Source organism: Amycolatopsis sp. CA-126428 (genome assembly GCF_002904335.1).
Classification (GTDB): domain Bacteria; phylum Actinomycetota; class Actinomycetes; order Mycobacteriales; family Pseudonocardiaceae; genus Amycolatopsis.
Genome location: NZ_PPHF01000165.1, coordinates 167,017 through 193,005, shown reverse-complemented (window position 1 = coordinate 193,005; position 25,989 = coordinate 167,017). Strand labels below are relative to the sequence as shown.

Sequence of the window (25,989 nt, the reverse complement as noted above, 5' to 3'; positions counted from 1 at the left end):
CTTTCCTCCGCCGCGCGGCCTTGCCCGCGCCGACGGTCAACGCACCCTGCCTCACCAGGGCGGCAGCGTCAAGACCACTGACCCGGGTGGTCCACCGTGGTCCAGTCGGGACGATCCTCGCGGGAATTTCCCGCGCATTTCCGGGATTCGACGGAAAATCCGGAACTCCGCCGTCGATCAATTCACCCGCCGGTCAGTAGACGCAAACGACGCCGTTCGACGTGATCGGCTCGTCCGCGGAGCCCGCGGGAGCGCCGCCGCCGGCGGACACGCCGGGACCGGAGTAGACCGACCCGAGCACCACCTCGATGTGGCCGGCCGGCACCGACGCGGACTGCTGCGTCGTCAGCCCGCCCAGCAGCTTCGCCACCTCGGCGCCGCGCTCGGCCAAGGCGGGACCGAAGCGGACCAGCGACGTCCGCCGGGTTTCCGAGTTGCCGGCCGCGCGCGAGGTGAACCCCTTGTCGTGCAGGACCCCCGCCACGCGGGCCGCGAGCCCCGCCTTCGGGCCCGCGTTGGAGACGTCGACGGTGACCGAGGCGGCCGGCGTGGAAGGCGCGGCCGGCGTGCCGGACGTCGCCGGGGCCGCGCCGCCGATCAGGTTCGCCGCGAAGGCCTTCACCGCCGCCGGGTCGACCTGCACCGCCGTCGCCCGGGGGTTCGCCGGGTCGTAGCGGTAGTCGACGTTGCCGACCGGGATCGTCGCGAACTGGATCCCGCCGCCGCTGACCCCGCGCATCTGCCCGACGAAGTCGAGGAGGTTCCACGAGTCGTCCAGCACCACCGAGCGCTTCACCGCGTCGATCAGGTCCGACAGCTTCCCCGGATCGGCCAGCGTGCCCGCCGAGAGCACCTGCCTGGCCAGCCCGGCGAGGAACACCTGCTGGCGCCGGACGCGGGCGAGGTCGGTGCCCGGGAGGCCGTCGCGCTGCCGGACGAAGGCGAGCGCGTCCGCGCCCGCGACGCGCTGCGGGCCGGCCTGGAAGTCCGCGCCCGAGTTCTTGTCCTTGGTGGCTTCCTTCAGGCAGACCTCGACCCCGCCGATGGCCTTGCTGATCTCGTAGAAGCTGAGCAGGTTGACCTCGGCGAAGTGGTCGATCTTCACCCCGGTGAGGTCCTCGACCGCCTGGCGCGTCGCCCGCCGCCCGGCGGTGAGCGCGCCTTGGTTGATCTTCGCCTTGTCGGTCTCGCCCGCCCGGCGCAGCCGCCCCGCTTCGGCCGCCTTCGCCCGCCCGAACGCGGCGTTGATCTTGCCCTTGCCGCCCGCCATCGAGACGTAGCTGTCCCGGGGGATGGAAAACGCTTTCACCTCTTTGGTGCCGTTCGGGATCCGCAGCACGATCAGGGTGTCGGTGAGGTCGTCGCCGTTGGCGCCGGCCCGCAGCTCGCGCAGCACCTCCGGCGCCAGCGGCGTGCCCTGGTTGTCCTCGCGCGCGTCCCGGCCGACCAGGAGGATGTCGAGCGAGCCGTCGGCGGGTTGTTCCCCCGGCTTCGTCTCGCCGTCCGCGTCGATCACGCTGTCGCGCGTCACCTCGTCGAGGGCGCGGAGGTTCGTGTAGCCGTACGCGGTACCACCCAGCACGACGAGGGCCAGCCCGGCGACGACGATCTTCCCCAGTGGATGCACGCCCCCTGGACGCCTGGGCACCGGGAACCGCTGCACGGGTGAGACCCGGGTCACATCCGCAGGTGCGAGGCTCCGTTGAGGTCGAGGATCGCGCCGGAGGCCCAGGTGCATCGGCCGAGGCCAGGTAGACGACGGCCGCGGCGACCTCCTCGGGCGTGCCGACCCGCCCGAACGGGCTCTGCGCGCGCAGGGCGTCGTCGATCCGATCGGCGACGCGCTCGGTGGCGGTGAAGCCGGGCGCCACCGACGTCACGGAGATGCCGTGGGGTGCGAGGGAGACGGCGAGCGACTGGCCGAACGCGTGCAGCGCGGCCTTGCTGGCGCCGTACGCGGGGTGGTCCGGCTCGCCTTTGAAGGCGCCGCGCGACCCGATGTTGACGATCCGGCCGGGCGCGCCGCGCCCGATGAGGTGCCGGGCGACGCAGTAGCTGAGGTTCGCGGCGCCGACGAGGTTGACGTCGACGGTGCGCCGCCAGATCCGCTGCCAGTCCGCATAGGACACCCCGGCGATCGCGTGCGCGGTCTCGGCCGACGTCGCGACGGCGGCGTTGTTGACCAGCACGTCGACCCCGCCGAGCCCGGCTTCGGCCGTGTCGGCGATGCGCCGCGCGGCCTCCGGGTCGGCGAGGTCGCCGCCGATCAGCACGTGCCCGTCACCGGGGAGCGCTTTCAAGGTCTCCTCGGCGTCCGCGAGTCGCTGTCCATAGTGGACGGCGAGCCGGTCGCCGCGCGCCGCGAACGCCCTGGCCACGGCGCGCCCGATGCCGCGGGACGCGCCGGTGACCAGCACTCCCCTGCTCATCCGAACAGCTGGACCAGCTTCAGGAACAGCTGGTACACGCCGTAGCCGAAGGGGATCACCACCCACGCCCAGGCCAGCACGATCAGCGGCACCCGGTTGGGCTTCGTCGTCGGTTCGGTCATCACGCGTCACTCCTCACGGCCTCGCGGACCGGCTCGTGGTACTTCTCCTTGACCGGGCGCACCAGCTCGTTGGCCACGAAGCCGACCACGAGCAGGCCGATCATGATGTAGAACGACGTCGTGTACAGGTCCGGGCCGGACTTGCCCGCCGCCTTCTCGCTGTCGGCGATGCGGTTGACGATCAGCGGGCCGAGCACGCCCGCCACCGACCACGCGGTGAGCAGGCGGCCGTGGATCGCGCCCACCTGGTAGGTGCCGAAGAGGTCCTTCAGGTACGCCGGGACCGTCGCGAACCCGCCGCCGTAGAACGACAGGATCACCATGGCGCACAGGATGAACACGAGCTTGGACGAGTTCTGCGTCAGCGCGATCACCAGGTACAGCACCGCGCCGACGCCGAGGTAGGTGCGGTAGATGTTCTTGCGGCCGACCAGGTCCGAAGTGGACGACCAGACGAACCGGCCGAGCATGTTGCACAGCGACAGCAGCGCGACGAACCCGGCCGCCGCGGCCACGCCCACCGGCGTCGACGTGCCCTTGAAGAAGTCCTGGATCATCGGCGACGCCTTCTCCAGGATGCCGATGCCCGCCGTGACGTTGAAGCACAGGACGACCCACAGGCACCAGAACTGCGGCGTCTTGATCGCGTTGGCGGCCGAGACGTTCGCCGTGCTGATCATCGCCTTGCCGTGGTCGGTCTTCGGCTCCCAGCCCGCCGGCTTCCAGTCGTCGGCCGGCACCCGCACGAGCAGCCAGCCCATCGACATGAACACCGCGTAGACGAGGCCGTGGATCAGGAACGCCGTCGCGATGGTGCTCGTCGTCGGTGCGGTGCCCAGCATCGACGACGACCACGGCGAGGCGATCAGCGCACCGCCGCCGAAGCCCATGATCGCGATGCCGGTGGCCATGCCCGGCCGGTCCGGGAACCACTTGATCAGCGTCGAGACCGGGGAGATGTAGCCGATGCCGAGCCCGATGCCGCCGACACCGCCGTAGCCGAGGACGACCAGCCAGAACTGCCCGGTCGCCACGCCGAGCGCGGAAATGAGGAATCCGCTGGCGAAGCAGCACATCGATACGAACATCGCCCAGCGCGGGCCGTTCTTCTCGACGAGCGTGCCGCCGAACGCGGCGGAGAGCCCCAGCATGACGATGCCGAGCTGGAACGGCAGCGAGCTCTGCGTGCCGTTGAGGTGCAGCGTCTTCTCGAGCGGGGTCTTGAACACGCTCCACGCGTAGGCCTGCCCGATCGACAGGTGTACCGACAGGGCCGCCGGCGGCACCAGCCAGCGCGTCCAGCTGGGGGGTGCCACGATCCGGGATCGGTCCAGGAAGCCGAGAGCCATCGGTTCCCTCCGTATTCTGGGGATGATGGTGGGAATGTATTACTAAATACCCGGTGTTGCACCATACGAGTGTCGAACTTTCGGGCAGCGAAGGGTGTGCTGATGGGCAGGGTGACCGTGCGCAGGCCGGTGCGGCGGATCTCCGCGACCGGGGACCGGCGCCGCGTCGACGCGCTGGCGGCCGAAGAGCCCCTGGAGCTGCGGGTCGGCGGGCGGGCGCTGGCGGTCACCATGCGCACCCCCGGCCACGACGTCGAGCTGGCCCACGGCTTCCTGCTGTCCGAAGGGGTGATCGGCGGCCGCGAGGACATCGCGGTCGCCCGCTACTGCGACGGCGTCGACGACCAGGGCCGCAACACCTACAACGTGCTGGACATCGCGCTGGCCGACGGCGTCCCGCCGCCCGACACCGGCGTCGAGCGCAACTTCTACACCACCTCGTCGTGCGGCGTCTGCGGCAAGGCCGCGCTCGACGCGGTCAAGCTCCGCACCCGCTTCTCCCCCGCCGAGGCGGCGTTCGCGGTGAAGAGCGAGACGTTGTCCGGCCTGCCGGACGCGCTGCGCGCCCGCCAGAAGGTGTTCGCCAGCACCGGCGGCCTGCACGCGGCGGCCCTGTTCACCCCGGACGGCGAACTCGCCGTGGTCCGCGAGGACGTCGGCCGGCACAACGCGGTGGACAAGGTGCTGGGCTGGGCGGTCCTCGACGGCCGGATCCCGGCGCCCGGCCTCGGCCTGCTCGTGTCCGGGCGCGCGTCGTTCGAGCTGGTCCAGAAGGCCGCGATGGCGGGCATCGGGCTGCTGGCCGCGGTCTCCGCACCGTCGTCACTGGCGGTGGAGCTGGCCGAGGAGAACGGCATCACCCTGATCGGCTTCCTCCGCGGCGAATCGATGAACCTCTACACCGGCGACCACCGCATCCTGACCTAGACCGAGGCGACCCAGTTGCCGTGGAAGCCGTTGGGCACGCGGTCCGGCAGGTGGATCGCGGCCACCGTCTCCAGGGTGCCGGCGTCCAGGATCGTCAGGTCGCTGCGCCGCGTCGCCGGGTCGAACACGAAGCCCATCAAGACGCCGTCGTCCTCCGCCGCGTCGTCGTGGCGGGGCACGAACACGAACTCGCCCGGCTGGCGGCCGGCACCGAACGCGCGCTCGTCCCGCGCGCCGGTGCGGAAGTCGTGCTTGTACAGCGAGCCACCGGGCTCCGCGCCGCCGTCGGCCGCCATCGCGTAGCCGTAGCGGTGGCGGCGGCCGACCAGGCGCTCGTCCACGCGCGGGAACTCCTGGCCGCGGTCGTCGAGGCGCTCCTCCAGCACCTTGCCGGTGGCCAGGTCCACGGTCCAGCGGTCCAGCGTCGGGCCGCCCTCGTCGGGGCCGTTCAGCCCGCGGTCGAACATCTTCGGGTGGCGGACGACGTCGAGCACGACGCTGTCGCCGTCGTCGTAGGCGTTGAGCGGGTGGAAGACGTAGCACGGCTCGACGTCGAACCACCGGACGTCCCGGCTGCCGCCTTCGCGCGGCATCACGCCGATCCGCGCCGGGTACTTCGGGTTCCAGCGGTAGGGCAGGCCGCCGTTCGCGCCGAGCTTGCCGGCCATCATCGCGGTGACCGGGTCCGGCACGCGGACCTTGCCGACCATGGCCGACACCACCAGCTTCGCCGGGGTGCGCAGCGCGGCCGGCACGCTGGCGGCGACCGCCATCTCGGCGTTGAACGTCACCGGCAGGTCGTAGAAGACGACGTGCTTCTCGGTGAGCGAGAAGTCGTGCATCATCGGCGACCCGGCGACCTCGACGTCGACCGTGCGGCGGGCGCGGCCGGCCGCGTCGATCACCGAGTACTGGACCTTGTTCCCCATGCCGAAGAAGTACGAGACGGCGTGGAGCTCGCCGGTACACGGGTCGCGCTTGGGGTGGGCGGTGTAGCCGCCGGGGAGCGTGCCGTCGAAGTCGCAGCGGCCGGCGGTGTCGAGCTCGTCGGTCAGCTCGTAGATCGGCGCACCCGCCTCGACCAGGGCGAGGGTCTTGCCCGCGTGGCCGATGACGTTGGTGTTCGCGCCGAGCGCGCCCAGCCCGCAGAACCGGCTCGTGTCTTCGCCGTTCAGCGCCGCCGTGACGGCGGGGTTGCGGACCCACCGGTTGCGGTACCACTCGGCCTTCCCGTCGCGCAGGCGCACGCCGTGGACCATGCCGTCGCCCATGAACCAGTGGTAGGCGGCCGGATCCACCTCGGAGAGCGGGTTCGGGCCGTTGCGCAGGTACCGGCCGTCGAGGAACTCCGGGATGCGCCCGGTGACGTCGAGCCCGGTGATCGTGTGCTCCTGGCTGACCGGAGCGAAGTTGCCTTCGAGGAACTTGTTGCCCATGGGATCCTCACGCCTTCCATAACTCGGTTATAGAACCAGGTATAACAGGGTTATGAGATACTGGCAAGCATGAGCCCCAAACCGCGCGCGACCGAAATCAAAACTCGGCTCGTCGAGGCCGCCATCCGGTTGCTCGACGAGAACGGCCCCGACGCTCTCCAGGCCCGCAAGCTGGCGGCGGAGGTCGGGGTCTCGACGATGGCGGTCTACACGCACTTCGGCGGCATGGCCGCCCTGGTCGACGCGGTCGCGCAGGCCGGCTACCTGCGCCTTTCGGGGTGGCTGGCCGGGGTCGGGGAGACCGGCGACCCGGTGGCGGACATCTTCAGCCTGGCCCGCACCTACCGGCAGGCGGTCGCCGAGCAGCCGCAGCTGTTCGCGGTGACGTTCGGCCAGACCTCACCCGGCGGCAAGCGGGCGACGCTGTCCGACCTCACCACCGCGGCCGGCCGCGAAGCAGCTCAGGAGGGGCTGGAGGCGTTCGCCCACATCGTCCGGGCGACCGAGCGGGCCATCGCCGCCGGCCGGTTCCGGCCGGCGGACGAGTACCAGGCCGCCGCCCAGCTCTGGAGTGCGCTGCACGGATTCGTCACACTGGAGGTGTCGGGGCACTTCGGCCCCGGTGAACAGGGCATAGACCACATTTTGATCCCCCTCGGGATCACCATGGCGGTGGGTCTCGGGGACACTGTGGAGGAGGCCGGGCGCTCGGCCGAGGCCGCGCGGGCGGCTTGGCGGGCGAGGACCGGAAACGCCGGGCAGGGTGAGAACGAATAACCCGGTGAACGGGGACGCCGGGGAACGCGGAGCGGGTGCGCGGCGTCCTTGATGAGGGGGCAGGGGGATGGAGACAGGGTGAACGAGCAAAACGGGGACGCGGAACCGGCCGGGGCGGTCGTCGAGGCGGTCCAGGGGGCCCGGCGGTGGCTCAGCCGCCGGTCGGTGCTGATCGCGGGCGCGTCCGGGCTGGCCGTGACCGGGCTGGCCGCCGGCACCGCGACCGGCAAGCTGCCGTTCAGCCAGGCCCTGCAGCGGACGGTCGGCGTGACGTCGTCGAACCCGACGACCCAGCTGGGCAGCACGCGCGTCGAGCGCGTCTACTCGGCCGCGCGCGGCCGGATGGTCGACCTGGTGTTCATCCTGCCGTCGAAGACCCCGCCCAAGGGGCTGCCGATGTCGCTCGCGCTGCACGGCCTGCACGGCAACGCCCGCAGCGCGGTACCCACCGGCACGCTCAAGCAGCTCGCCAGCGACGTCGCCCGCAAGGCGGTCCCGGCGTTCGGCTTCGTGGCCGTCGACGGCGGCGACAACTACTGGCACCAGGTGCACCCCGGCGACGACCCGCTGGCCATGCTGCTGGAGGAGGTCCCGCAGTGGCTGCGGGCCCGCGGCTTCGCCGGCCCGGCCGGGCAGCCGTTCGCCTGCACGGGCATGTCGATGGGCGGGTTCGGCGCGCTGGTGTACACCCGCCGCCGGATCGAGCGGCGCCAGCCGCCCGCCGCCGTCGCGACGCTGGCCCCGGCGCTGATCACGTCGTGGCCGGAGATGGCCAAGCGGCACATCTTCACCGGCATCCAGGACTGGACGGCCCTCGACCCGCTGCGGCACATCGACGAGACCAAGAGCGTGGCCAACGGCATCTGGTGCGGCACGGAGGACTCGTTCATCACCGGCGTCCGCCGCTACATCGACGCGGCCCACCCGGCGGTCGCGCACACCGCCCACGGCAAGCACGGCGACCCGTTCAACCGCACGGTGGTGCCCAGCCTGATCAGCTTCCTCGGCAAGCACGTCCCCCGCGCCGACTGAACCAGGTCTGCCGTGACTGGTCGTGAGTGGTAAGGAGGGTTAGAACCCTCCTTACCACTCACGACCGGGTCAGCGGGTGAAGTGGATGCGGGTGGTCGTGCGGCCCGGGACCCAGTACGTGCGGACCAGGTCGGCCAGGCGGTTGACCAGCAGCAGGCCGCGGCCGCCCAGGGTGGTCGCCGAAGGTGGGATGCGGCCGGCCAGGGGCTCGGCGATCGTGCCGTCGTCGCTGACCTCGCCGACCACCTGCGACGCCTCCGCCCACAGCCGCAGCACACCGGTGCCGCCGCCGTAGAGCACGCTGTTCGTCGTCAGCTCGGCGATCGCCAGCGCGAAGTCGTCACGGCGCGGGCGGCGCAGGCCGTGCCGGGCCGCCCAGATCTCCGCGAAGCCGCGCAGCGACGCCAGCTGCCCGAGGTCGAACCGGCGCTCGACCGCACCCCGTGGTGGCTCGAGTGGCCGCGTGAAGTCCGCGCGGACGCCGTCGGGGTCGAAGCGCGGGCTGGTGAACGGCCCGGCCAGGCCCCACAGCTCCGGGTGGGTCCGCTCGGCGTCGGCCAGGACCGCCGGCGGCAGCTCCCCGACGTCGTACGGGCAGAGCACCGCCAGGTCACGCCCCGCGAAGGCGTTGTTGATGAGGGCTTCGTGGACCACGCACGCCGGGTACTCCGAGTCCGTGCGGTCGGCCCAGATCGGCTCGCCCACGATGCGCACCGGGCCGGCGTGCTCGCCGGCGAACGCGTGCAGCACCGACGGCAGGATGGCACCGGGGTTGCGGCCCGCCCGCTCCATGTCGATCAGGCGGACGTCGCCGGCCCGGTCTTCCAGGGCCTTCTCGATCAGCAGCAGATTGCGGCCGGGGACGGCGACGGCCGCGGGCTCACCCCGGTCGAGGCCTTCGAGGAGGAACGGGATGACACCGTCCAGGTACTCGGTGTCGCCGCGATAGAAGAGTGCCGGATGCCGAAACGGTCCGAGGGCATCTACCACAGGAACTGCGTACCCCACGGGCGAGCGCTTCAAACCCTACGGACGTCGGGAACTCACTCCACCCAACGGCCGACGACGGCGATCAGCCAGAAGCCGACGATGGTCGCCAGCGCGAACAGCAGGACCCAGTTGAACAGCTGACGCCGCTCGGTCATCCCGCGGGCCTGCCGCAGCCCGTACGCCGCGACGACGAACAACGGCACCGGGATCAGCGGCAACGGCGAGAGCCGGGACACGACGGCGACGACGCACGTACCGGTGAACACGGCCAGCATGCCCATCAGCACCCGGTGCAGCCACGGGCACCGCTCGGCGACGGACGCGATCACGCGCTCGCTCAGCTCACGAAACCCCAGGACCGGCCCGGCCGGGGTGGTCCTGGCGGGTTCCGGGGCCGGCGGCGCCGGCGCTTGCACGCCGCCGGCGGGACCGGTCCCGGAACCCGGGAAGGAGTCAGCAGTCATTCAGCTTTCCTGTCGGGTCTCCGAGCCGGGCGGCCCGGAGACGCCCGGCCTGTCAGGCCGACTTCTCGCCGCGCTCACTGCGCGCGCGCCGCGTCGGCTGCCGGGCGACGATCGTCGGGTTCACGTTCTCCCGGACGGTCTGCTCGGTGATGACGACCTTCGCCACGTCGTCGCGGCTCGGGATGTCGTACATCACCGGCTGGAGCACTTCTTCCATGATCGCCCGCAGCCCGCGAGCACCGGTCCCGCGCAGGACCGCCTGGTCGGCGATGGCCTCGAGCGCGGTCTTGGTGAACTCGAGCTCGACGTTGTCCATCTCGAAGAGCTTCTTGTACTGCTTCACCAGGGCGTTGCGGGGCTGGGTGAGGATGTTGACCAGCGAGTCCTTGTCCAGGTGGTTCACCGTCGCCACGACCGGGAGCCGGCCGATGAACTCCGGGATCAGCCCGAACTTGATCAGGTCCTCGGGCATGGTGTCCGAGAAGACGTCGCTCTCCTCGATCTCGGACTTGGTGCGGATCTCCGCGCCGAAGCCGAGGCCACGCTTGCCGACCCGCTCGTTGATGATCTTCTCCAGCCCGGCGAACGCGCCGGCCACGATGAACAGCACGTTCGTCGTGTCGATCTGGATGAACTCCTGGTGCGGGTGCTTGCGGCCGCCCTGCGGCGGGACCGAAGCGGTGGTGCCCTCGAGGATCTTCAGCAGCGCCTGCTGGACACCCTCGCCGGAGACGTCCCGGGTGATCGACGGATTCTCGCTCTTGCGGGCGATCTTGTCGACCTCGTCGATGTAGATGATCCCGGTCTCGGCCCGCTTGACGTCGTAGTCCGCCGCCTGGATGAGCTTGAGCAGGATGTTCTCGACGTCCTCGCCGACGTAGCCCGCTTCGGTCAGCGCCGTGGCGTCCGCGATGGCGAACGGCACGTTGAGCAGCTTCGCGAGCGTCTGCGCCAGGTAGGTCTTGCCGCACCCGGTGGGACCGAGCATCAGGATGTTCGACTTGGCGAGCTCGACCGACTCCTCCTTGGAGTCCTTCGGCCCGGCCTTGTCGTCCGCCTGGATCCGCTTGTAGTGGTTGTAGACCGCCACCGCCAGCGTCCGCTTGGCGTCTTCCTGACCGATGATGTACTGCTCGAGGAACTCGTGGATGTCGGCGGGCTTGGGCAGCTCGTCGAGCTTGACGTCGCCGGCCTCGGCCAGCTCCTCCTCGATGATCTCATTGCAGAGGTCGATGCACTCATCGCAGATGTAGACCCCGGGGCCGGCAATGAGCTTCTTCACCTGCTTCTGGCTCTTCCCGCAGAAAGAACACTTCAGCAGGTCTCCGCCGTCACCGATCCGTGCCATGGCCGTTGACCTCGTCCCCTCCGGCGCGGGTTTCCGCGCCTGACGTGTGTTGCGACGGTGCGACCCCCGGTCAGGGGTGACCGAGCGGAGCCTCACGCATTGCCACTGACGGTACCCGTCCGATGCCGCGGGCGGGAACACCCACGAAGTCAGGGAGCACGTCAGAGGACGACCCTAAACCAGGATGCCGGTGTATGTCGTCTTCTCGACACACACCGGCCTGGCGGATCCGGCTACAGAGCCGAGGCCTTCCGGTACGGCAGCACCTCGTCGATGATGCCGTACGCCTTGGCCTCCTCGGCCGTCAGGATCTTGTCGCGCTCGATGTCGGTCCGGATCTGGTCCGGGTCCTTGTTCGTGTGCGTGGCCAGGATGACCTCCATCTGGCGCCGCACCCGCTGGATCTCGTTGGCCTGGATCTCCAGGTCCGAGACCTGGCCGTAGGTGCCCTCGGTGGCCGGCTGGTGGATCAGCACGCGCGAGTTCGGCAGCGCGTAGCGCTTGCCCGGCGTGCCGGCCGCCAGCAGCACCGCGGCGGCCGAAGCGGCCTGGCCGAGGCAGTACGTCTGGATGTCCGGGCGGACGAACTGCATGGTGTCGTAGATCGCCATCAGCGAGGTGAACGAGCCACCCGGCGAGTTGATGTAGACCAGGATGTCGCGGTCCGGGTCCTCGTGCTCGAGGTGCAGCAGCTGGGCCATCACGTCGTTGGCCGACGCGTCGTCCACCTGCACGCCGAGGAAGATGACCCGCTCTTCGTACAGCTTGTTGTACGGGTTCGACTCCTTGACGCCGTAGCTGGTGCGCTCGACGTAGGACGGCAGGATGTACCGCGACTGGGGGATGTTCGGAGCCCGGAAGTGGTCACCCGGGAGCCTGAAGTTGCTCATCGAAAGTCTCCTTGGTGCTGCGGGCTCAGCGGGAGCCCGGACGGGCGATGTCGGCGGTGCGGACGTGGCCCACGAAGCCGTAGTCCTTCGCCTCCTGCGCGGTGAGGGTGAGCCCTGCGGTACCGGTCCGCGCCTCGGGCGTGTGCTGCGTCACGTCTGCCTGCCTTTTCGCCGGCGGCGACCCGGTGCTGACGGCCGCCGCTGTCGTTTCAGATGCTTGAGATCTTGTATCCGACCCTAACGAACTTGGGCGGTGCAGAATGCCTGACACCGCCCAAGTTCGCTCACAGCTTCACTCCGCCGGAGTCTTGGCCGTTTCGTCGGTGACCGGCGTCTCCTCGGTGGCCACGTCGGCGGCCGGCTCGTCGCTGCCGAACAGCTCCGAGAGGTCGACCTCGGCGCCGGAGCCGTCGGTCACGGTCGCCTTACGGACGACCGAGGCGAGGGCCTTGCCGCGGCGGACGTCGGCGTAGATCGCGGTCAGCTGGCCCGACTGCTGGGCGCGCTGGACGTACTCGTCCGGGCTGATCCCGAAGCGCTGGGCCTGGTAGATGATCCGCTCGGTGAGCTCGCCGTCGTTGACCGACACCTCTTCCTTGTCGGCGATGGTGTCCAGCAGCAGCTGCGTGCGGACGGCCTTCTCCGACTCGGTGCGGGTCTCCGCGTCGAACTCCTCGAGCGTGCGGCCCTCGGCCTCGAGGGCCTGCGCGAACTGGGCCTCGTCGTGGTCGAACGGGTGGATCGCGTCGTGCTTGCGGTTCTCGATCTCGGCGTCGAGCACCTTCTCCGGGATCGGCACCTCGGTGCGCTCCAGGAGCTCGTCGAGCACCTTGTCGCGGGCCTGGACGCCCTGCTGCATCTTCTTGACGCGGCCGAGCCGCTCGCGCAGGTCGTTCTTGAGCTCGTCGATCGTGTCGAACTCGCTGGCCATCTGGGCGAACTCGTCGTCGGCCTCGGGCAGCTCGCGGGTCTTGACCGACTGGATGGTGACGGTCACCTCGGCGTCCTTGCCGGCGTGCTCCCCGGCGACGAGCTGGGTGGTGAACGTCTTCGTCTCGCCGGCGCTCGCGCCGACGATCGCCTCGTCGATGCCGTCGACGAGCTGGCCGGAGCCGATCTCGTAGGACAGCCCGCTGGTGCTCGCCTCCTCGACGGCCTCGCCGTCGACGGTGGCGGCCAGGTCGATCGAGACGAAGTCGCCGGTCTCGGCCGGGCGCTCGACGCCGGTCAGCGTGCCGAAGCGGGCGCGCAGCTCGTCGAGCTGCTCGTCGACCTCCGCGTCGGTCAGCTCGACGTCGTCGACGGTGATCGCGAAGCCGTCCATGTCGGGCAGCTCGATCTCCGGGCGCACGTCGACCTCGGCGGTGAACTCGAGCACGTCGCGGTCCTCGAGCTTGGTCACGTCGAACTCGGGGTTGCCGAGCGTGCGGACCTCGTTGGCGCGGACGGCCTCGATGTACTTGGCCGGGATGGCCTCGTTGACGACCTCGTCGAGCACCGGGCCGCGCCCGATCCGGCTTTCCAGGACGCGAGCGGGCGCCTTGCCGGGCCGGAAGCCCGGGATGCGCACCTGCTGGGCGATCTTGCGGTAGGCGCGGTCGAAGTTGGGCTTCAACTCGTCGAACGGCACCTCGACATTGATCTTGACTCGCGTCGGGCTCAGCTGCTCGACGGTGCTCTTCAAGGTCTTCTCCTCGAGCGGTAACGATTGTGGTGGACAATCCTGCGGAAATGGCCCCGCCTCACCTGTCAGGCCGGGACGTCCGAGTCTAGGCCAGTGGCCTCCGCCACCGGGCCGGGGGCCACCTGCGGCGTCAGGCGCCCAGCATCCGGCCGATCACCCAGCGCATCTGGCCGGTCGCGTGCGCCGCCGACCCGCTCGGCTGCACGAGGTGGGAGAGCAGCAGCCGGACGATGGCCTCGACCGCGACCGTCCACTCCGAAAGGGTCAGCCCGGCCTCCGGGTAGGACCGGGCGAACAGGACCGCCACGGTGCCGACCGAGCGCTCGAGCACGCCCTCGGGGCGGGTGGTCAGCAGCGGGAGGAAGTCGTCCCGGCCGCCCTTCGAGCAGCCGAGCGCGATCAGCAGCAGCGGGTTGACCCGGGCGGCTTCGAGGGTGTGGCGGAACGCGGCGGTGACGCCCTCGACGGGATCACCCGGGTGGGCGGCGGCGACCTCGCCCACCCGCTCGGCGAAGCGCTCGGTTTCGCGCAGCAGCAACGCTTCGGCCAGTTCGGCCTTCGAGCCGAGTTCGTTGTAGACGGTCTGCCTGCTGACGCCGACGTCCGCGGCCAGCTTGCCCATCGTCACCGCGGCCCAGCCCTCGCCGGCGATCAGGGCGGCCGCCGCGTCCAGCAGCCGATCCCGGGTCCGTGCCGGGGCGGGATGGGTGACAGCCTTCACACGCTCAGCTTACCCACCGCTTGCGTTCGGCTGGCCGGGACCTTTTTTCGAAGCGTGGCGCAACGTTTACAAACCCCGGCGGGTTGTCTACGGTGACTCCCGCCTCGCCAGGAGCTTCTCGACCGAGGAGACCGCTCGATGCCCGTCGTCGATACCCCGCCGCGCGGCTCCCGGACGTCCGGATCCTCCCCGTCCGGGCCGGTGGACGCCGCGCCGGCGCCGCGCTCGGTGCCCTCGCCCCGCATCCCGCTGCCCCGCCTTTCGGTGCCGACGCTCCTGTTGTTCGCGGGCGGTGCCGCGCTGTGGGCCACCGCGACCTGGTTGCTGCTGGCCGGGATCGCGCCGCCGGTGTACACCGTGCCGCTGCACGCGATCGTCACCTTCACGATGTTCACCGTGGTGCACGAGTCCGCCCACCACGCCGCAGGAAAGCTGACATGGGTCAACGAAGTGCTCGGCCGGCTGGCGATGCCGTTCGTCGCGGCGTACGCGTCGTTCCCGCTGCTCCGGTTCATCCACAGTGAACACCACCGCAACACGAACGCGGACTCGCACACGGATCCCGACGCGTGGACGTCGCAGGGAGCCTGGTGGTCGCTGCCGTTCCGCTGGCTCACCATCGACCTCTGGTACGCGCGCTTCTACATCGCCCGCGTGCGCACCCGCCCGGCGCCGGAGCGGGCGGAGACGGTCGTGCTGCTGTCGCTGGCGTTCGTCGCGGCCGCGACGCTGATCGCCTGCGGGCACGGCCGGGAACTGCTGCTGGGGTACCTGCTGCCGCAGCGACTCGGGCTCGCCCTGCTGGCGTGGTGGTTCGACTGGCTGCCGCACCACGGCCTGCCCGAGGCGAAGCCGCGCGACAAGTTCGGCACCACGCGGGTGCGGGTGGGGCTGGAGTGGCTGGTGACGCCGATGATGCTGTTCCAGAACTACCACCTGGTCCACCACCTCCACCCCGCCGTGCCGTTCTACCGCTACCTGCGGGCGTGGCGGGACAACCGGGACGCGTACCTGGCCCGCGACGTCCCGATCATCACGGCGTGGGGCCGGGAGCTGACGCCGGCGGAGTACCGCGCGTGGCGGCGGCTGGCCGACGACTTCGGCGACCACGAGCCGTGCCCCGAGCCGCCCCCGCGCGGCCCCAGCCGGTTCCACCGGCTGCGGGTCCGGGAGGTCCGGCCGCTGACCGCGGACGCCGTCGCGATCACCTTCGACGTCCCGCCGCACCTGGCGCCGGAGTTCCGGCTCGCGCCGGGCCAGCACGTGGCGGTCCGCGCGGTCGTCGACGGCCAGGCCGTGCGGCGGACGTACTCGATCTGCGCGCGGGCGGACTCGGGCGAGCTGCGGATCGCGGTGAAGCGGCGGGCCGGCGGGGCGTTCTCCGGCTTCGCGACCACGAGGCTGGCCGCGGGCGACTTCCTCGACGTCCTGCCGCCCTCCGGCGCGTTCACGCTCGCCCCCGATCCGGCCCGGACCGCGCACTACGTCGCGCTGGCCGCGGGCAGCGGCATCACGCCGGTGCTGTCCATCCTGGTCAGCACGCTCACCGCGGAACCGCACAGCCGGGCGACGCTGCTGTACGTCAACACTTCCGGCGCGACGACGTTGTTCGCGGCGGAACTGAGCGCGCTCGCCGAAGGGTTCGGCGGCCGGCTGCACGTCGTCCACTACCGCACCGACGAACGCGACCCGGACCTGCACGTGCACCGGCCGCGGCACTTCGACGCGGTCGGCGAGGCGCTCGCCATCTCCCACGAGCGCTACCAGCGCGGGCGGCTCGACGGGACGCGGCTGCGCGCGCTGCTGCAGAACCGGCTGCACCCGGCGAAGGTCGACGAGTGGTTCCTGTGCGGGCCGCGCGGCCTGACGGAACTGGCCCGCCGCACCCTGGCCGACGCGGACGTCCCGGAGGAGAACGTCCACTTCGAACTCTTCCGCGGCGCGGCGCCCCTGCGCGACCCGGCGGGCACGCCGGCGAAGGTGGCGCTGACGCTGGGCGGTACGACGACGTGCGTCACGGCCGAAGCCGGGGAGACGGTCCTGGACGCGGCGTTGCGGGCCGGGTTCGAGGTGCCGTACTCGTGCACCGGCGGCGCGTGCGGCACCTGCCGGGCGACGCTGCTGCACGGCCAGGTGGACATGGACGTCCGGTACGCGCTGACCGAGGACGACGTCGCGGCGAGCCGGATCCTGACGTGCCGCTCGCGCGCGACCACCCCGGAGGTCGCGGTCGACTACGACCGCCGCTGACCTCCGGAGCCGCCGCCGGGGTCAGCCGGTGCGGGTCGGGGCGCCCGAGGGCGGTGTCCCCTGGCCGCCGCCCGGCGCCTGGCCCTGGCCTTGGCCGCCCGCCTCGCCGTCCGTCACCGAGGTCGCCGTCGCCGTGCTGCCGGACTCCGTGGCCACCACCGTGACCGTGTCGCCCGTCGCCAGGCCGGTCGCCTGGGCCGACGTGATCGTGTACGTCTTCGAAAAGCCGTCGTCGCTCTTGGCGGTCAGCGATGTCGCGCTCAGCTCCGTCACCTCGCCCGTCTGCATGATCTTCGTGACGTAGCCGCCGTTTCCGTCCGACGACACGTACTCCCCGTGCAGGGCCGCGCCCAGTCCGCCGCCCGGCATTCCGCCGGGTCCGCCCGTCATGCCGCCCGGTCCGGCCTGGGTGTCGGTGGCCGCCGACGACGAAGCGGCCCAGACCGCCGCTCCCCCGCCGGCCACGATCACCGCCGCGACGGCGCCCGCCGCGACCTTCTTGCCCGGCGACCAGCCCGGCTTGGGGGCCTGGTCCGGTGCCGGCGTCGCGCCCCACGTCTGGTCCGGAGTGGACGGTGCCTGCGGTGTGGTCATGGTGGTGCTCCTTCACGTGGTCCTTCGGTGCGATCCACGGTGGAGCCCCTCGCTGTGTGCGCACTGTGCCTGCCGTCAGCCGTTCCTGTGACCGGAGGAACCGGACATCGGCGACGGGCCGGTCACCCCACAGCCGCCTCACAGGCAGCACACAACCCGCACACACGGCACGGACGGACGCTGGCTCCATGGCCGCGCGAACCATCCCGTCCCGCCCCCGCCGGGGGCGCCTTTCGCTGCGCGCGAAGCTGACCGGCTCGGTGGTCGTGCTGCTCACCGTGGTGTGCCTGATCATCGGGGTGGTCAGCGAGTTCGCGCTCGACGTGTTCCTCACCCGCCAGATCGACCAGCAGCTCTCGGCCGCGGCGAACCGCTCCCTGGTCTTCGCGAGCAACGTCCGGCCGCCGGACGGCGGTCCGCCGCCGGAGAGCCTGGGCCAGCACCCGCTCGGGCAGAACGTCGGCACGGTGAGCGCCACCTTCTCGGGCCGGCGGCTCGTCCACGACGACAGCATCTCCGAGCACGGCGGCCGGCTCGAACTGAGCGCGGACCAGCAGGCCCGCATGCTCTCGGTGCCCACCGACGGCGAGCCGCACACGCTGTCCTTCGACGACCTCGGCGAGTACCGCCTGATGGCGCTGCGGGTTCCCGGGACGTCCGACGTCGTGGTGACCGGCCTGCCGATGAAGCCGGTCAACGACACCCTGCTCACCGTCGGGCTGATCCTGTTCGGCGTGGCCGCCGCGGGCGTGCTCGGCGCGGCCCTCCTCGGTGCCTTCGCGGTCCGCCGCACGCTGCGCCCGCTCGACCGCGTCGCGGCCACCGCCGGCCGCGTCAGCGAGCTGCCGCTCGACCGCGGCCAGGTGGCGCTGTCCATCCGCGTCCCGGAGGCCGACACCGACCCGCGGACCGAGGTCGGCCAGGTCGGCTCCGCGCTGAACCTGATGCTCGGCCACGTCGCCCAGGCCCTCGAAGCGCGGCACGACAGCGAAATCCGGGCCCGGCAGTTCGTCGCGGACGCCAGCCACGAGCTGCGCACGCCGCTGGCCGCGATCCGCGGGTACGCCGAGCTGGCCGCCCGCGGCAGCGCGCTGGTGCCGCCGGACGTCGCGCACTCGATGGACCGGATCCAGTCCGAATCCGTCCGGATGACGGCGCTGGTCGAGGACCTGCTGCTGCTCGCCCGGCTCGACGCGGGCCGTCCCCTGGACGCGCGCGACGTCGACCTCACCAGGCTGGTCGCCGACGCGGTCGGGGACGCCCGGGTCGCCGGGCCCGGGCACCGGTGGCTGCTCGAGCTGCCGCCGGACCCGGTGCTCGTGTTCGGCGACGTCCAGCGCCTGCACCAGGTGCTGGCGAACCTGCTGGCCAACGCCCGCACGCACACCCCGCCGGGCACCACGGTGGTGACGGCGCTGGCCCGCTCGGCTGACGGCAGCGCCGTGCTCACGGTGACCGACGACGGCCCCGGCATCGCACCGGACCTGCTGCCGGACGTCTTCGAGCGGTTCGCCCGCGGTGACTCGTCGCGCTCCCGCCACGCCGGCAGCACCGGGCTGGGGATGGCGATCGCCGCCGCCGTCGTCGTCGCCCACCACGGCTCCATCGAGGCGCACAGCCGGCCCGGCCGGACGGAGTTCGCGGTGCGGCTCCCCGTGGCTGTGCCCGCACAGCGCGTGCACAGGTCCGGCACAACCCGGCCCCAGCTGGACACCGCAAGCTGAGCTCATGACCGCTCTCGCGTCACGCGAAACCGTCGTGACCCCTCCAGCTCCCGGTCGCCGTTCGTGGCACCGGCCCGCGTTGGCCGCCCTCCTGCTCGGCACCGCGGTGCTCTACCTGTGGGGCCTGAGCGCCTCCGGCTGGGCCAACGCGTTCTACTCCGCGGCGGCGCAGGCGGGCTCGCAGAGCTGGAAGGCGCTGTTCTTCGGCTCCAGCGACGCGGCGAACGCGATCACCGTCGACAAGACCCCGGCCGCGCTCTGGGTGATAAGCCTGTCGGCGCGGCTGTTCGGCGTGAACGCGTGGAGCATCCTGGTGCCGCAGGCCCTGATGGGCGTGGGCTCGGTGTGGCTGCTGTACGCGGCCGTCCGCCGCTCGTCCGGCCCGGCGGCCGGGCTCGTCGCGGGCCTGGTGCTGGCCCTGACCCCCGTCGCGGCACTGATGTTCCGGTTCAACAACCCCGACGCGCTGCTGGTGCTGCTCCTGGTGGCGGGCGCGTACTGCGTGGTGCGCGCGTGCGAGAAGGCGAGCCCGCGCTGGCTCGCGCTGGCCGGCGTCGCGGTCGGTTTCGGGTTCCTGGCGAAGATGCTGCAGGCGTTCCTGGTGCTGCCCGCGTTCGGTGTCGCTTACCTGGTCGCCGCCCCCGTGTCCCTGGGCAAGCGGCTGCTGCACCTGCTCGGAGCGCTGGTCTCGGTGCTGGTGGCGGCGGGCTGGTACCTGGCGGTGGTCGCGTTGTGGCCGGCGGCGTCGCGGCCGTACATCGGCGGCTCGCAGACGAATTCGCTGTGGGAATTGATCTTCGGGTACAACGGTTTCGGCCGCATCACGGGCAACGAGGTGGGCAGCGTCGGCGGCGGCGCCGGCCGCGGCTGGGGTTCGACGGGCCTCACGAGGCTGTTCGGCAGCGAGATGGCGGGCGGCATCGCCTGGCTGCTGCCGGCGGCGCTGCTGGCGCTGGGAGCGGGGCTGTGGTTCACCCGCCGCGCCCCGCGCACGGACCCCTCCCGGGCAGCGCTGCTGTTGTGGGGCGGCTGGCTGCTGGTGACGGCGCTGGTGTTCAGCTACATGGGCGGCATCATCCACCCGTATTACACGGTGGCGCTGGCCCCGGCGGTGGCGGCGCTGGTCGGAACGGCGGCGGTCCAGCTGTGGCGCCTGCGCTCGCGCCCCGCGGCGTCCGGGCTGCTGAGCGGCGGGGTGGCGTTGACGGCCCTGACGACGTACCTGCTGCTTTCGGGGTCGTCGTGGCAGCCGTGGCTGGCCCCGACGGTGCTGGTGGCCGGCCTGCTGTCGGCGGTGGCGCTGTTCTTCGCACCCCACCTGACCCGCGGGGCGGCTTCTTTCGTGGCGGTATTTTCGCTGGTGGTGGCGCTGTCCGGCACCGGGGCGTACACCCTGGCCACGGCGGCGGTGACGCACAGCGGAGCAATCCCCTCGGCCGGACCATCATCCGGCCTCGGCGGCGGCCGTGGTTTCGGCGGCCCAGGCGGCTTCGGCGGCGGTCGTGGTGGCGGCCCGGGTTCGCTGCTTTCGACGACAATGCCGGGCGCTTCGCTCACGACGTTGCTCCGGCAGGACGCCTCTCGCTACACCTGGACGGCGGCTACGGTGCTGTCGAACGCCGCAGCGGGCTACCAGCTGGCCAGTGGTGCGCCGGTGATGGCGGTGGGCGGGTTCAACGGAACGGATCCGTACCCGACGCTGGCGCAGTTTCAGGAGTACGTGGCGAGTGGGCAGATCCACTACTTCCTGGGTGAGGGTATGTCGATGCAGGGCAACAGCGGTTCGGACGCGGCCCAGCAGATCGCCGATTGGGTTGCTTCGCGGTATCAGGCGTCTACTGTGGACGGCGTAACGATCTACGACCTGACTGCGACCGTCTGAGACACGACGAAAGCAGGGTGTGACGCCGGTCCGGGCCCGGGCAACCTGGTCAAGAACCGGCTAACTCCGGCACACTGGTGGTGCCCAGGCGAACAGGAGTTCCTGCTGATGACCGAGCGCTCCGTACGGCCGGCCACATCGGCAGACCTGGAATCGTTCGCCAAGGTGCTGCGCGACCGCGCTTTCTTCGACGATCGCCACAAACGACAGCTGAATAAGGACGGTGTGCTGTTTCTGGGCTGGCTGGGTTCCCGGCCCGCCGGAGTCGTCTACCTGTGGATGGAGGAGGCGGAAGAACAGCCCATCCGCGACCATCTGCCCCACGTCCCCCTGATCATGAACCTGGAAGTCCATAAGGACCTGCGAAGGAACGGCGTCGGCACGGCTCTGGTTCGCGAGGCCGAGCGTCATCTTCTCGCGAAGGGGCACTACAGGGTCGCGCTGGCGGTACGGACGGACAACCACGACGCCGCCCGCCTGTACGACGACCTCGGTTATCGCGACTGGGGCCACGACAAGGTCACCTGCTTGGCCGCGGTGACCTCACCGGACGGCACGGTCGTGAGCGAGAAGGAGGTGTGTCACGTGCTGGTCAAGGACCTGGTGCCCATCACCCCCGTGCCGCGGACCGAGGTGGACGCGGATCGCCGCTTCACCGCCGTGCTGACCCGGCCGTCGCCCCCGGCCTGAGCCAACAGCGGAATGCCCAGCGCGGCGATGGCGTGCTCGACACCCGAACCGCCGTGATGGTCACGCCGGAGGTCGGTCACCCGTTGCCGCCAGCGCACGCAGTCCTGCTGCCAGGCTCGGAGGTACCGCACACACAGCTCCGGCGTGATCAGCTCGCTGCGGCCAACCGCCGCCCGCAGAGAATCGACCATCCGAGCCTGTTGACCCTTCTCGATCGGCGACCCCTGCACCAGCTTGATGGTGTCCCGGATGATCCGACGGCGATCGGCGAGGAAGGCTTCCCAGTAGGCCTCGTCGGCATGCGCCAAGCCGAGGTGGTTGTCGAGCAAACCGAAGACGCCTTCGGCCAAGGTGTCGCCCAGTTCCTCACCGCGGGCGCGCCGGACGTCCCGGTAGGGGTCGTAGGGCTTCTGGACCGCCGTGCCCGTGATCGCGGACGGCCGCAGTTTCATGCCGTCCAAGAGGAAGAACCAGTCTTCGTTGTAGATGTTGGGGAAGAACGAACTGAAGGCCGCCTCTCCCACTGCGAGAGCGCCACCACCGATGAAGGTGTCCTGCTTCCGGCCGGCGTCCCGGATCGCGTGGCACACGACGGAGTTGTCCGGCATGCCCGCGTTGGCCAGACCGACGACCGAGTATTCGTCGAGCAGACCGGCCGCGACGCCGAGGTCCGCGGGGTAGGGCAGCTTGATGTCGTCGTCGAGGAAGAGGATCCGTTTCCAGCCGGCGAGCACCGCGACCAGCAGCGCCAGGTTCCGCTTGAAGCTGGTATCGGTCTGCCGCCGGAACCGGGTGAAGCGCACGACCTTGTCGGTGGCGAACTCCGGCACCAGCCCGGGGTTCAGCAGGTCGGTGTCGATGGCGAGGGCGCGGACTCCGGCGTTCTTCGCCTCCAAGACCGCCCCGGAGATGGTCGAGTGCTTGCTGCACAGGAAGAGCAGCAGGACGTCGCGGTCCTTGGCCGCGGCGATGGCCTGCCGGAGGTAGGCCGGCGGGCGCGCGGTGGGCACGATGATCGCGTCCATCGTCGCGCCGGAGACGTCCTCGGTGTCGAAGTGCGCCAGGAGGTCCTGGTGCGACTCGTGCTGCCGCGGGTTCACTCGGCAGCCTCGGGCCACTCGTGCAACCGGTTCTCCTCGAGGGTCCAGTCGGGGGTCAGCCCCTGTCCCCCGACGACAGGTACGCGGCTGATGATGCTGAAGGATTCCACATCGCCGAATCGGCCTTGCACGTACGCGATGTTCCGGTCGCGGAACCGCGCGTCCGTCAGCGCGCGGACCGCTCCGAGAGTGCCACGACCGTACATACCATTGCACACGGTCACAGTGCGCTTTCGGTTGAACGGACTTTCGCCGCGGTAGAAGTGAGCGACGTCCTCCAACAGGTGCTCCTGGCTGTCGAGCTTGGGTTCGAACAGCTTCGGGTCGCCGTTTTCCTCCACCAGAAACCCGCCGTGCTCGGCGTCCGCCTTTCGGGCGACCTGCTTCACCGGAAGCTTCACCCGTTCGATCACGGTCCGGGTCACCGAGTTGAAGTCGACGCCGCCGAGCAGGACGAGGTGGCTGGTGAAGTCGTCCGCCACCAGCTCCTCGCTGGTGCAGAACTTGACGTTGTTGTCCGGGTTGCGCGAGCGGATGTGCCCGAACAGCTCGATCAGCGCGTCCGGGTCGGCGTAGGTGTACAGGGAGACGAAGTCGGCACTCTCCGGGTCCGCGTAGGACAGGTGCTGCCGGTACTTCTCCGGGAGCCGGGCGCAGACGATCGTGATGTTCTGATCCGCTTCGAACGTCCAGATGTCCGTCGCCGCGGCGGGCAACACGACGTTCTCCCGGCCTTCACGCAACCACAGCAGCTCTTCCAGGAGGCCCTTGCGCCGCGCCTGCTCCTCGTCCGTCAGTTGACCGACAGGGAGGACGCGAAGCGTGCCGCCGTCCAGCGACCGGCGAGTCGCGAACAGCGTCGCGTACGCCTCAAGCCGCTTGGTCGGCGGCGCGACCGGCTTCTCGGTGTTCTCCCACGACGAGATCAGCGAGATGCTGAGCGGCTTGGTCCCGCCGAACGCCTGGGCGAGCTGGCCCTGGGTGATGCCGGCATCGGGCCACAGCGTCTCGCGCAGGGCGCGCAGACGGCGGGCGAGCGCAGGCCGCGGCTGGTGGACTGGGGACACGACTCGGGCCACCCTTCAGGAAATTTCAGTAATCCCGACGAGGGCGCCAATACTACTCCCTGTTACCGCCGCCCTGGTCGGCGCCCTGCCGAACCTGGGACTGAAACGTTACGGTCAGCAGAACTTGCTGGCACCGAACAGATAACACCGATTCATCTCAGTTGATCCGGGGTACTTCACGCCTTACAGTCTCCTTGACTGAACTTCAGTTTCGATCTGAAGGCAGGAGCAGGCCATGAGTATTCCAGCACAGCCCCTTCCCCTCCACCGGGCCATGGTGGCGGTCGACATCGAAGGCTCGACGACGCGGACCAACCCCGCCAGGGCCCGGCTCCGCACCGTCCTGTTCGAGCTGCTGGACGAGGCCTTCCTGACCGGCGGGATCACCAAGAAGTTCCGCGACGGCTTCGTCGACCGGGGTGACGGTGCACTGTGCCTGATCCGGCCCGTCGACCAGGCTCCGAAGCCGGTGCTGCTCACCACCGTCGTCCCGGCTCTGGCAGAGCTGCTGGACAAGCACGCCGAGAGCCATCCGGAGCTCGCCTTCCGGCTCCGGGTCGCCGTACACGCCGGCGAGGTGCACTACGACAGCCATGGCCCGTACGGCGAGGACGTCGACATCGTCTGCCGCTTCGTCGACGCGCGGGAACTCCGGCGGCAGCTGAGTATCACGGCCGCACCGCTCGTGCTCGTGATTTCACCGGAGATACACCGCTCGGTCGTCCGGCACGGCTACCCGGGGATCGATCACACCGCGTACTTCCAGACGGTGCCGATCAAAGTCGGCACCCAGCGGCTCCGCGGGTGGCTTCACGTCCCCGAAGCCGGTCATCGCCAGGAGGACATGCCCGCGTAGCACGAAAAGAGGTGGGGACCATGGAATCGACGGGCTTCTGGGCCGAACTGGCCCCGACCGATCGCCGCGCGGTGGCGGAGTCCGCCACCCGCCGCTCCTTCCGGCGCGGGCAGACCGTGTGCCGGGAAGGCGACCTCTCCAGCGTCGTTCTGGTGCTGCTGGCCGGGCACGTGCGGATCGTCCACGGCACGCCGGACGGACGTGACGTCGTCGTCGGCGTGCGGAGTGCCGGTGACGTCATCGGGGAGCTCGCCGCGATCGACGACCTGCCGCGTTCCGCGACCGTCGAGGCGCTCGACGACCTCGACGTGCTCGAAATCCCCGGCGACCGGTTCGTCTCGCTGTGCCGGACACGGTCGCGGATTTCCTGGGCGCTGCTGCTCGTGCTCTCCGCCCGGCTGCGCTCGGTCGGCCGGCAGTGGCTGGACGTCGGCGGCGGGGCCGCGGCGCGGCGCGTGGCAGCTCAGCTCATGCAACTGGCCGTCCAGCACGGTGTGGCGCGCGGGGACGACATCCGGATCGCGGTCCCGGCGACCCAGGCCGAACTGGCGATGACCGCGGCGATCTCGCGGGAGTCCTGGGCGCGCGCGACGCGCGACCTTCGTCGCCGAGGGGTGATCAGCACCGGCAGAAGACAGGTGACGATCCACCGCATGGCTGAACTTCGACGACTGGCGAGCTGAATCCCGCGTTCTGTGTCAGCTGACACAGAACGCCCGGCGAGCCGGAGGTTTCCTGGATCCACGGCAGAGGAGGGCTTTCATGGACCCCTACACCACCGCACCGGGCCGGAGCCGCTGGCGCCGGGGCGTCTACGCGGCCGGTCTCGTCATCCCCTTCACCGCGTCCCAGCTCTGGGCGCTGCTGGTGCTGCTGCGGCTCGCCCCGCTCGACGGGCTGGTGGGGCAGGCCTTCGTCCTCGTCCTGGTGGGCTCCGCCGTCGCGATCTGGGCCGGCTGGCGCTGGACCTGGCAGCTCGGCCGCGACCGCGACCTCAAACCCGAGCCCGCCCCGAAGACGCGGATTCCGACATGACGTCCGGGCCGGTCATCGTCGCCGCCCTCGTGCTGGCCTCCGGTGCCGGACGTCTCTTGCGCCACTTCGGCGGCCTCATCCGCCGCCGGCCGACCGAAAGGAACACAAAAATGACCAGCACGCCCCCGACCTTCCCGCTGCGGATCTACCACTGGCGATGGGAGATCCTGGCCGTGACGCTGCTCCCCTACGGCGTGGTGACCTTCGCCCTGTGGGCCGGCCCGCTGTGGGCGTCGGCGGTCGTCGCCGCCGCGCTCGGCCTGGCGGTGCTGCGCCGCCGCCAGGTGCAGGCCCGGATCCACGCGATCCGCCTCCAGCACCGGCTGCGGGCGGTTTTCCCGCACCTGCGCCTGCCCGGTGGCCGCCTCCCGGCGATCCTGTGGAGCCGTCCCCGCGGCGGCGACATCGTCGTGTCGCTGTTCGGCCGTGAAGCGTTCGAGCACTTGCACCGCCACCGCGCGGTCCTGGCCGCCGCCTGCGCGGTGCCGGAGGTGTACGTCGACCGCCACCCGCGGTACGCCAGCCTGGTGACACTGACGATCAGCTCGACGGCCCCGAAGCACGAACCGGGTCGTGGTTCCCTGCCCAGCAACGTCGTTCCCCTGCGGGTGCACAGCTGACT

Annotated in this window: 25 protein-coding genes and 1 pseudogene; 11 read left to right on the top strand and 15 right to left on the bottom strand. The window is 70.8% G+C overall.

Going from position 1 to position 25,989, the window contains the following annotated elements:
• Window positions 1-193 precede the first annotated feature (193 nt).
• The 4 genes and pseudogenes from C2L58_RS43265 to C2L58_RS43255 form a co-directional block, all read right to left on the bottom strand.
• Window positions 194-1,627 (bottom strand): LCP family protein, encoded by a 1,434-nt coding sequence (locus tag C2L58_RS43265; protein ID WP_103343406.1) that lies wholly within the window; start codon window positions 1,625-1,627, stop codon window positions 194-196.
• A 50-nt stretch (window positions 1,628-1,677) separates the two neighbouring features.
• Window positions 1,678-2,429, bottom strand: a pseudogene (locus tag C2L58_RS43260) (SDR family NAD(P)-dependent oxidoreductase).
• A complete protein-coding gene (locus C2L58_RS51360; protein ID WP_255410631.1) occupies window positions 2,426-2,551 on the bottom strand; it encodes an MFS transporter small subunit in 126 nt (41 codons plus the stop codon). The pseudogene C2L58_RS43260 and the gene C2L58_RS51360 overlap by 4 nt, the downstream one beginning before the upstream one ends.
• Window positions 2,551-3,900: an L-lactate MFS transporter gene (locus C2L58_RS43255; RefSeq protein WP_103343405.1), complete on the bottom strand. Its 1,350-nt coding sequence runs from the start codon at window positions 3,898-3,900 to the stop codon at window positions 2,551-2,553. Before C2L58_RS43255 ends, C2L58_RS51360 begins: the two co-directional genes overlap by 1 nt.
• 102 nt (window positions 3,901-4,002) lie before the next feature.
• Here C2L58_RS43255 and fdhD point away from each other — a divergent pair, with 102 nt between their 5' ends.
• Complete coding sequence (gene fdhD / locus C2L58_RS43250) at window positions 4,003-4,827, top strand: formate dehydrogenase accessory sulfurtransferase FdhD (protein ID WP_103343499.1); 825 nt, start codon at window positions 4,003-4,005, stop codon at window positions 4,825-4,827.
• Here fdhD and C2L58_RS43245 read toward each other — a convergent pair.
• Window positions 4,824-6,263 (bottom strand): carotenoid oxygenase family protein, encoded by a 1,440-nt coding sequence (locus tag C2L58_RS43245; RefSeq protein ID WP_103343404.1) that lies wholly within the window; start codon window positions 6,261-6,263, stop codon window positions 4,824-4,826. The two genes, fdhD and C2L58_RS43245, sit on opposite strands and share 4 nt — an antisense overlap.
• A gap of 69 nt (window positions 6,264-6,332) precedes the next feature.
• Between C2L58_RS43245 and C2L58_RS43240 the strand changes: the two genes are divergently transcribed.
• Together C2L58_RS43240 and C2L58_RS43235 are read left to right on the top strand one after the other, a co-directional pair.
• Entirely contained in the window at window positions 6,333-7,040 is a 708-nt protein-coding gene (locus C2L58_RS43240; RefSeq protein ID WP_103343403.1) for a TetR/AcrR family transcriptional regulator, read from the top strand.
• A gap of 78 nt (window positions 7,041-7,118) precedes the next feature.
• On the top strand, window positions 7,119-8,072 hold the full coding sequence (locus C2L58_RS43235) for an alpha/beta hydrolase (protein WP_103343402.1): 954 nt from the start codon (window positions 7,119-7,121) through the stop codon (window positions 8,070-8,072).
• Between the two features lie 69 nt (window positions 8,073-8,141).
• Here the strand turns inward: C2L58_RS43235 and C2L58_RS43230 are convergent, their stop codons facing one another.
• The 7 genes from C2L58_RS43230 to C2L58_RS43200 all read right to left on the bottom strand — a co-directional run bounded on the left by C2L58_RS43230 (window position 8,142) and on the right by C2L58_RS43200 (window position 14,169).
• Window positions 8,142-9,062, bottom strand: a complete 921-nt coding sequence (locus C2L58_RS43230) for a sensor histidine kinase (RefSeq protein WP_103343401.1) — start codon at window positions 9,060-9,062, stop codon at window positions 8,142-8,144.
• Window positions 9,063-9,115: 53 nt separating this feature from the next.
• A complete protein-coding gene (locus tag C2L58_RS43225) occupies window positions 9,116-9,526 on the bottom strand; it encodes a hypothetical protein (RefSeq protein WP_103343400.1) in 411 nt (136 codons plus the stop codon).
• Window positions 9,527-9,578: 52 nt separating this feature from the next.
• The gene (clpX, locus tag C2L58_RS43220; protein ID WP_004562779.1) at window positions 9,579-10,874 is read right to left on the bottom strand and encodes an ATP-dependent Clp protease ATP-binding subunit ClpX; all 1,296 of its coding nucleotides are present in this window, start codon (window positions 10,872-10,874) and stop codon (window positions 9,579-9,581) included.
• Window positions 10,875-11,107: 233 nt separating this feature from the next.
• The gene (locus C2L58_RS43215; RefSeq protein ID WP_103343399.1) at window positions 11,108-11,764 is read right to left on the bottom strand and encodes an ATP-dependent Clp protease proteolytic subunit; all 657 of its coding nucleotides are present in this window, start codon (window positions 11,762-11,764) and stop codon (window positions 11,108-11,110) included.
• A 25-nt stretch (window positions 11,765-11,789) separates the two neighbouring features.
• Window positions 11,790-11,918, bottom strand: coding sequence for a hypothetical protein (locus tag C2L58_RS51355; RefSeq protein ID WP_255410630.1), 129 nt, complete (start codon window positions 11,916-11,918; stop codon window positions 11,790-11,792).
• Between the two features lie 138 nt (window positions 11,919-12,056).
• The gene (gene tig / locus C2L58_RS43205) at window positions 12,057-13,448 is read right to left on the bottom strand and encodes a trigger factor (protein ID WP_103343398.1); all 1,392 of its coding nucleotides are present in this window, start codon (window positions 13,446-13,448) and stop codon (window positions 12,057-12,059) included.
• Window positions 13,449-13,578: 130 nt separating this feature from the next.
• On the bottom strand, window positions 13,579-14,169 hold the full coding sequence (locus C2L58_RS43200; RefSeq protein WP_103343397.1) for a TetR family transcriptional regulator: 591 nt from the start codon (window positions 14,167-14,169) through the stop codon (window positions 13,579-13,581).
• 138 nt (window positions 14,170-14,307) lie between these two features.
• Here C2L58_RS43200 and C2L58_RS43195 point away from each other — a divergent pair, with 138 nt between their 5' ends.
• Window positions 14,308-16,419, top strand: a complete 2,112-nt coding sequence (locus C2L58_RS43195) for a fatty acid desaturase (protein ID WP_199191708.1) — start codon at window positions 14,308-14,310, stop codon at window positions 16,417-16,419.
• A gap of 21 nt (window positions 16,420-16,440) precedes the next feature.
• Here the strand turns inward: C2L58_RS43195 and C2L58_RS43190 are convergent, their stop codons facing one another.
• Window positions 16,441-17,013: a hypothetical protein gene (locus C2L58_RS43190; protein WP_103343396.1), complete on the bottom strand. Its 573-nt coding sequence runs from the start codon at window positions 17,011-17,013 to the stop codon at window positions 16,441-16,443.
• A 188-nt stretch (window positions 17,014-17,201) separates the two neighbouring features.
• Here C2L58_RS43190 and C2L58_RS43185 point away from each other — a divergent pair, with 188 nt between their 5' ends.
• From C2L58_RS43185 to C2L58_RS43175, 3 genes are all read left to right on the top strand, one after another.
• A complete protein-coding gene (locus C2L58_RS43185) occupies window positions 17,202-18,737 on the top strand; it encodes a sensor histidine kinase (protein ID WP_103343395.1) in 1,536 nt (511 codons plus the stop codon).
• 4 nt (window positions 18,738-18,741) lie between these two features.
• Entirely contained in the window at window positions 18,742-20,619 is a 1,878-nt protein-coding gene (locus tag C2L58_RS43180; RefSeq protein WP_199191707.1) for an ArnT family glycosyltransferase, read from the top strand.
• A 108-nt stretch (window positions 20,620-20,727) separates the two neighbouring features.
• Entirely contained in the window at window positions 20,728-21,309 is a 582-nt protein-coding gene (locus C2L58_RS43175; RefSeq protein ID WP_103343394.1) for a GNAT family N-acetyltransferase, read from the top strand.
• On the opposite strand, the gene C2L58_RS43170 is transcribed toward C2L58_RS43175, so the two are convergent.
• Both C2L58_RS43170 and C2L58_RS43165 read right to left on the bottom strand, forming a co-directional pair.
• Window positions 21,201-22,409 (bottom strand): hypothetical protein, encoded by a 1,209-nt coding sequence (locus tag C2L58_RS43170; RefSeq protein WP_233226252.1) that lies wholly within the window; start codon window positions 22,407-22,409, stop codon window positions 21,201-21,203. The genes C2L58_RS43175 and C2L58_RS43170 overlap by 109 nt on opposite strands.
• Window positions 22,406-23,476: a helix-turn-helix domain-containing protein gene (locus C2L58_RS43165; RefSeq protein ID WP_103343392.1), complete on the bottom strand. Its 1,071-nt coding sequence runs from the start codon at window positions 23,474-23,476 to the stop codon at window positions 22,406-22,408. Before C2L58_RS43165 ends, C2L58_RS43170 begins: the two co-directional genes overlap by 4 nt.
• 235 nt (window positions 23,477-23,711) lie before the next feature.
• Here C2L58_RS43165 and C2L58_RS43160 point away from each other — a divergent pair, with 235 nt between their 5' ends.
• From C2L58_RS43160 to C2L58_RS43145, 4 genes are all read left to right on the top strand, one after another.
• Window positions 23,712-24,332, top strand: a complete 621-nt coding sequence (locus C2L58_RS43160; RefSeq protein WP_103343391.1) for a hypothetical protein — start codon at window positions 23,712-23,714, stop codon at window positions 24,330-24,332.
• Window positions 24,333-24,352: 20 nt separating this feature from the next.
• Entirely contained in the window at window positions 24,353-25,015 is a 663-nt protein-coding gene (locus tag C2L58_RS43155; RefSeq protein ID WP_233226251.1) for a Crp/Fnr family transcriptional regulator, read from the top strand.
• A 79-nt stretch (window positions 25,016-25,094) separates the two neighbouring features.
• Window positions 25,095-25,367: a hypothetical protein gene (locus C2L58_RS43150; RefSeq protein WP_103343389.1), complete on the top strand. Its 273-nt coding sequence runs from the start codon at window positions 25,095-25,097 to the stop codon at window positions 25,365-25,367.
• Window positions 25,368-25,477: 110 nt separating this feature from the next.
• Window positions 25,478-25,987 carry a hypothetical protein gene (locus C2L58_RS43145; protein ID WP_103343496.1) on the top strand — a complete coding sequence of 170 codons (510 nt, stop codon included), beginning with the start codon at window positions 25,478-25,480 and terminating at the stop codon, window positions 25,985-25,987.
• Window positions 25,988-25,989 lie beyond the last annotated feature (2 nt).

Coding starts and splice junctions, on each gene's coding strand:
- C2L58_RS43150 (WP_103343389.1), top strand. CDS start 25,095: ATGGACCCCTACACCACCGCACCGGGCCGGAGCCGCTGGCGCCGGGGC.
- C2L58_RS43255 (WP_103343405.1), bottom strand. CDS start 3,900: ATGGCTCTCGGCTTCCTGGACCGATCCCGGATCGTGGCACCCCCCAGC.
- C2L58_RS43215 (WP_103343399.1), bottom strand. CDS start 11,764: ATGAGCAACTTCAGGCTCCCGGGTGACCACTTCCGGGCTCCGAACATC.
- C2L58_RS43245 (WP_103343404.1), bottom strand. CDS start 6,263: ATGGGCAACAAGTTCCTCGAAGGCAACTTCGCTCCGGTCAGCCAGGAG.
- clpX (WP_004562779.1), bottom strand. CDS start 10,874: ATGGCACGGATCGGTGACGGCGGAGACCTGCTGAAGTGTTCTTTCTGC.
- fdhD (WP_103343499.1), top strand. CDS start 4,003: ATGGGCAGGGTGACCGTGCGCAGGCCGGTGCGGCGGATCTCCGCGACC.
- C2L58_RS43175 (WP_103343394.1), top strand. CDS start 20,728: ATGACCGAGCGCTCCGTACGGCCGGCCACATCGGCAGACCTGGAATCG.
- C2L58_RS43190 (WP_103343396.1), bottom strand. CDS start 17,013: ATGACCACACCGCAGGCACCGTCCACTCCGGACCAGACGTGGGGCGCG.
- C2L58_RS43240 (WP_103343403.1), top strand. CDS start 6,333: ATGAGCCCCAAACCGCGCGCGACCGAAATCAAAACTCGGCTCGTCGAG.
- C2L58_RS43180 (WP_199191707.1), top strand. CDS start 18,742: ATGACCGCTCTCGCGTCACGCGAAACCGTCGTGACCCCTCCAGCTCCC.
- C2L58_RS51360 (WP_255410631.1), bottom strand. CDS start 2,551: ATGACCGAACCGACGACGAAGCCCAACCGGGTGCCGCTGATCGTGCTG.
- C2L58_RS43225 (WP_103343400.1), bottom strand. CDS start 9,526: ATGACTGCTGACTCCTTCCCGGGTTCCGGGACCGGTCCCGCCGGCGGC.
- C2L58_RS43195 (WP_199191708.1), top strand. CDS start 14,308: ATGCCCGTCGTCGATACCCCGCCGCGCGGCTCCCGGACGTCCGGATCC.
- C2L58_RS43160 (WP_103343391.1), top strand. CDS start 23,712: ATGAGTATTCCAGCACAGCCCCTTCCCCTCCACCGGGCCATGGTGGCG.
- C2L58_RS43145 (WP_103343496.1), top strand. CDS start 25,478: ATGACCAGCACGCCCCCGACCTTCCCGCTGCGGATCTACCACTGGCGA.
- C2L58_RS43185 (WP_103343395.1), top strand. CDS start 17,202: ATGGCCGCGCGAACCATCCCGTCCCGCCCCCGCCGGGGGCGCCTTTCG.
- C2L58_RS43155 (WP_233226251.1), top strand. CDS start 24,353: ATGGAATCGACGGGCTTCTGGGCCGAACTGGCCCCGACCGATCGCCGC.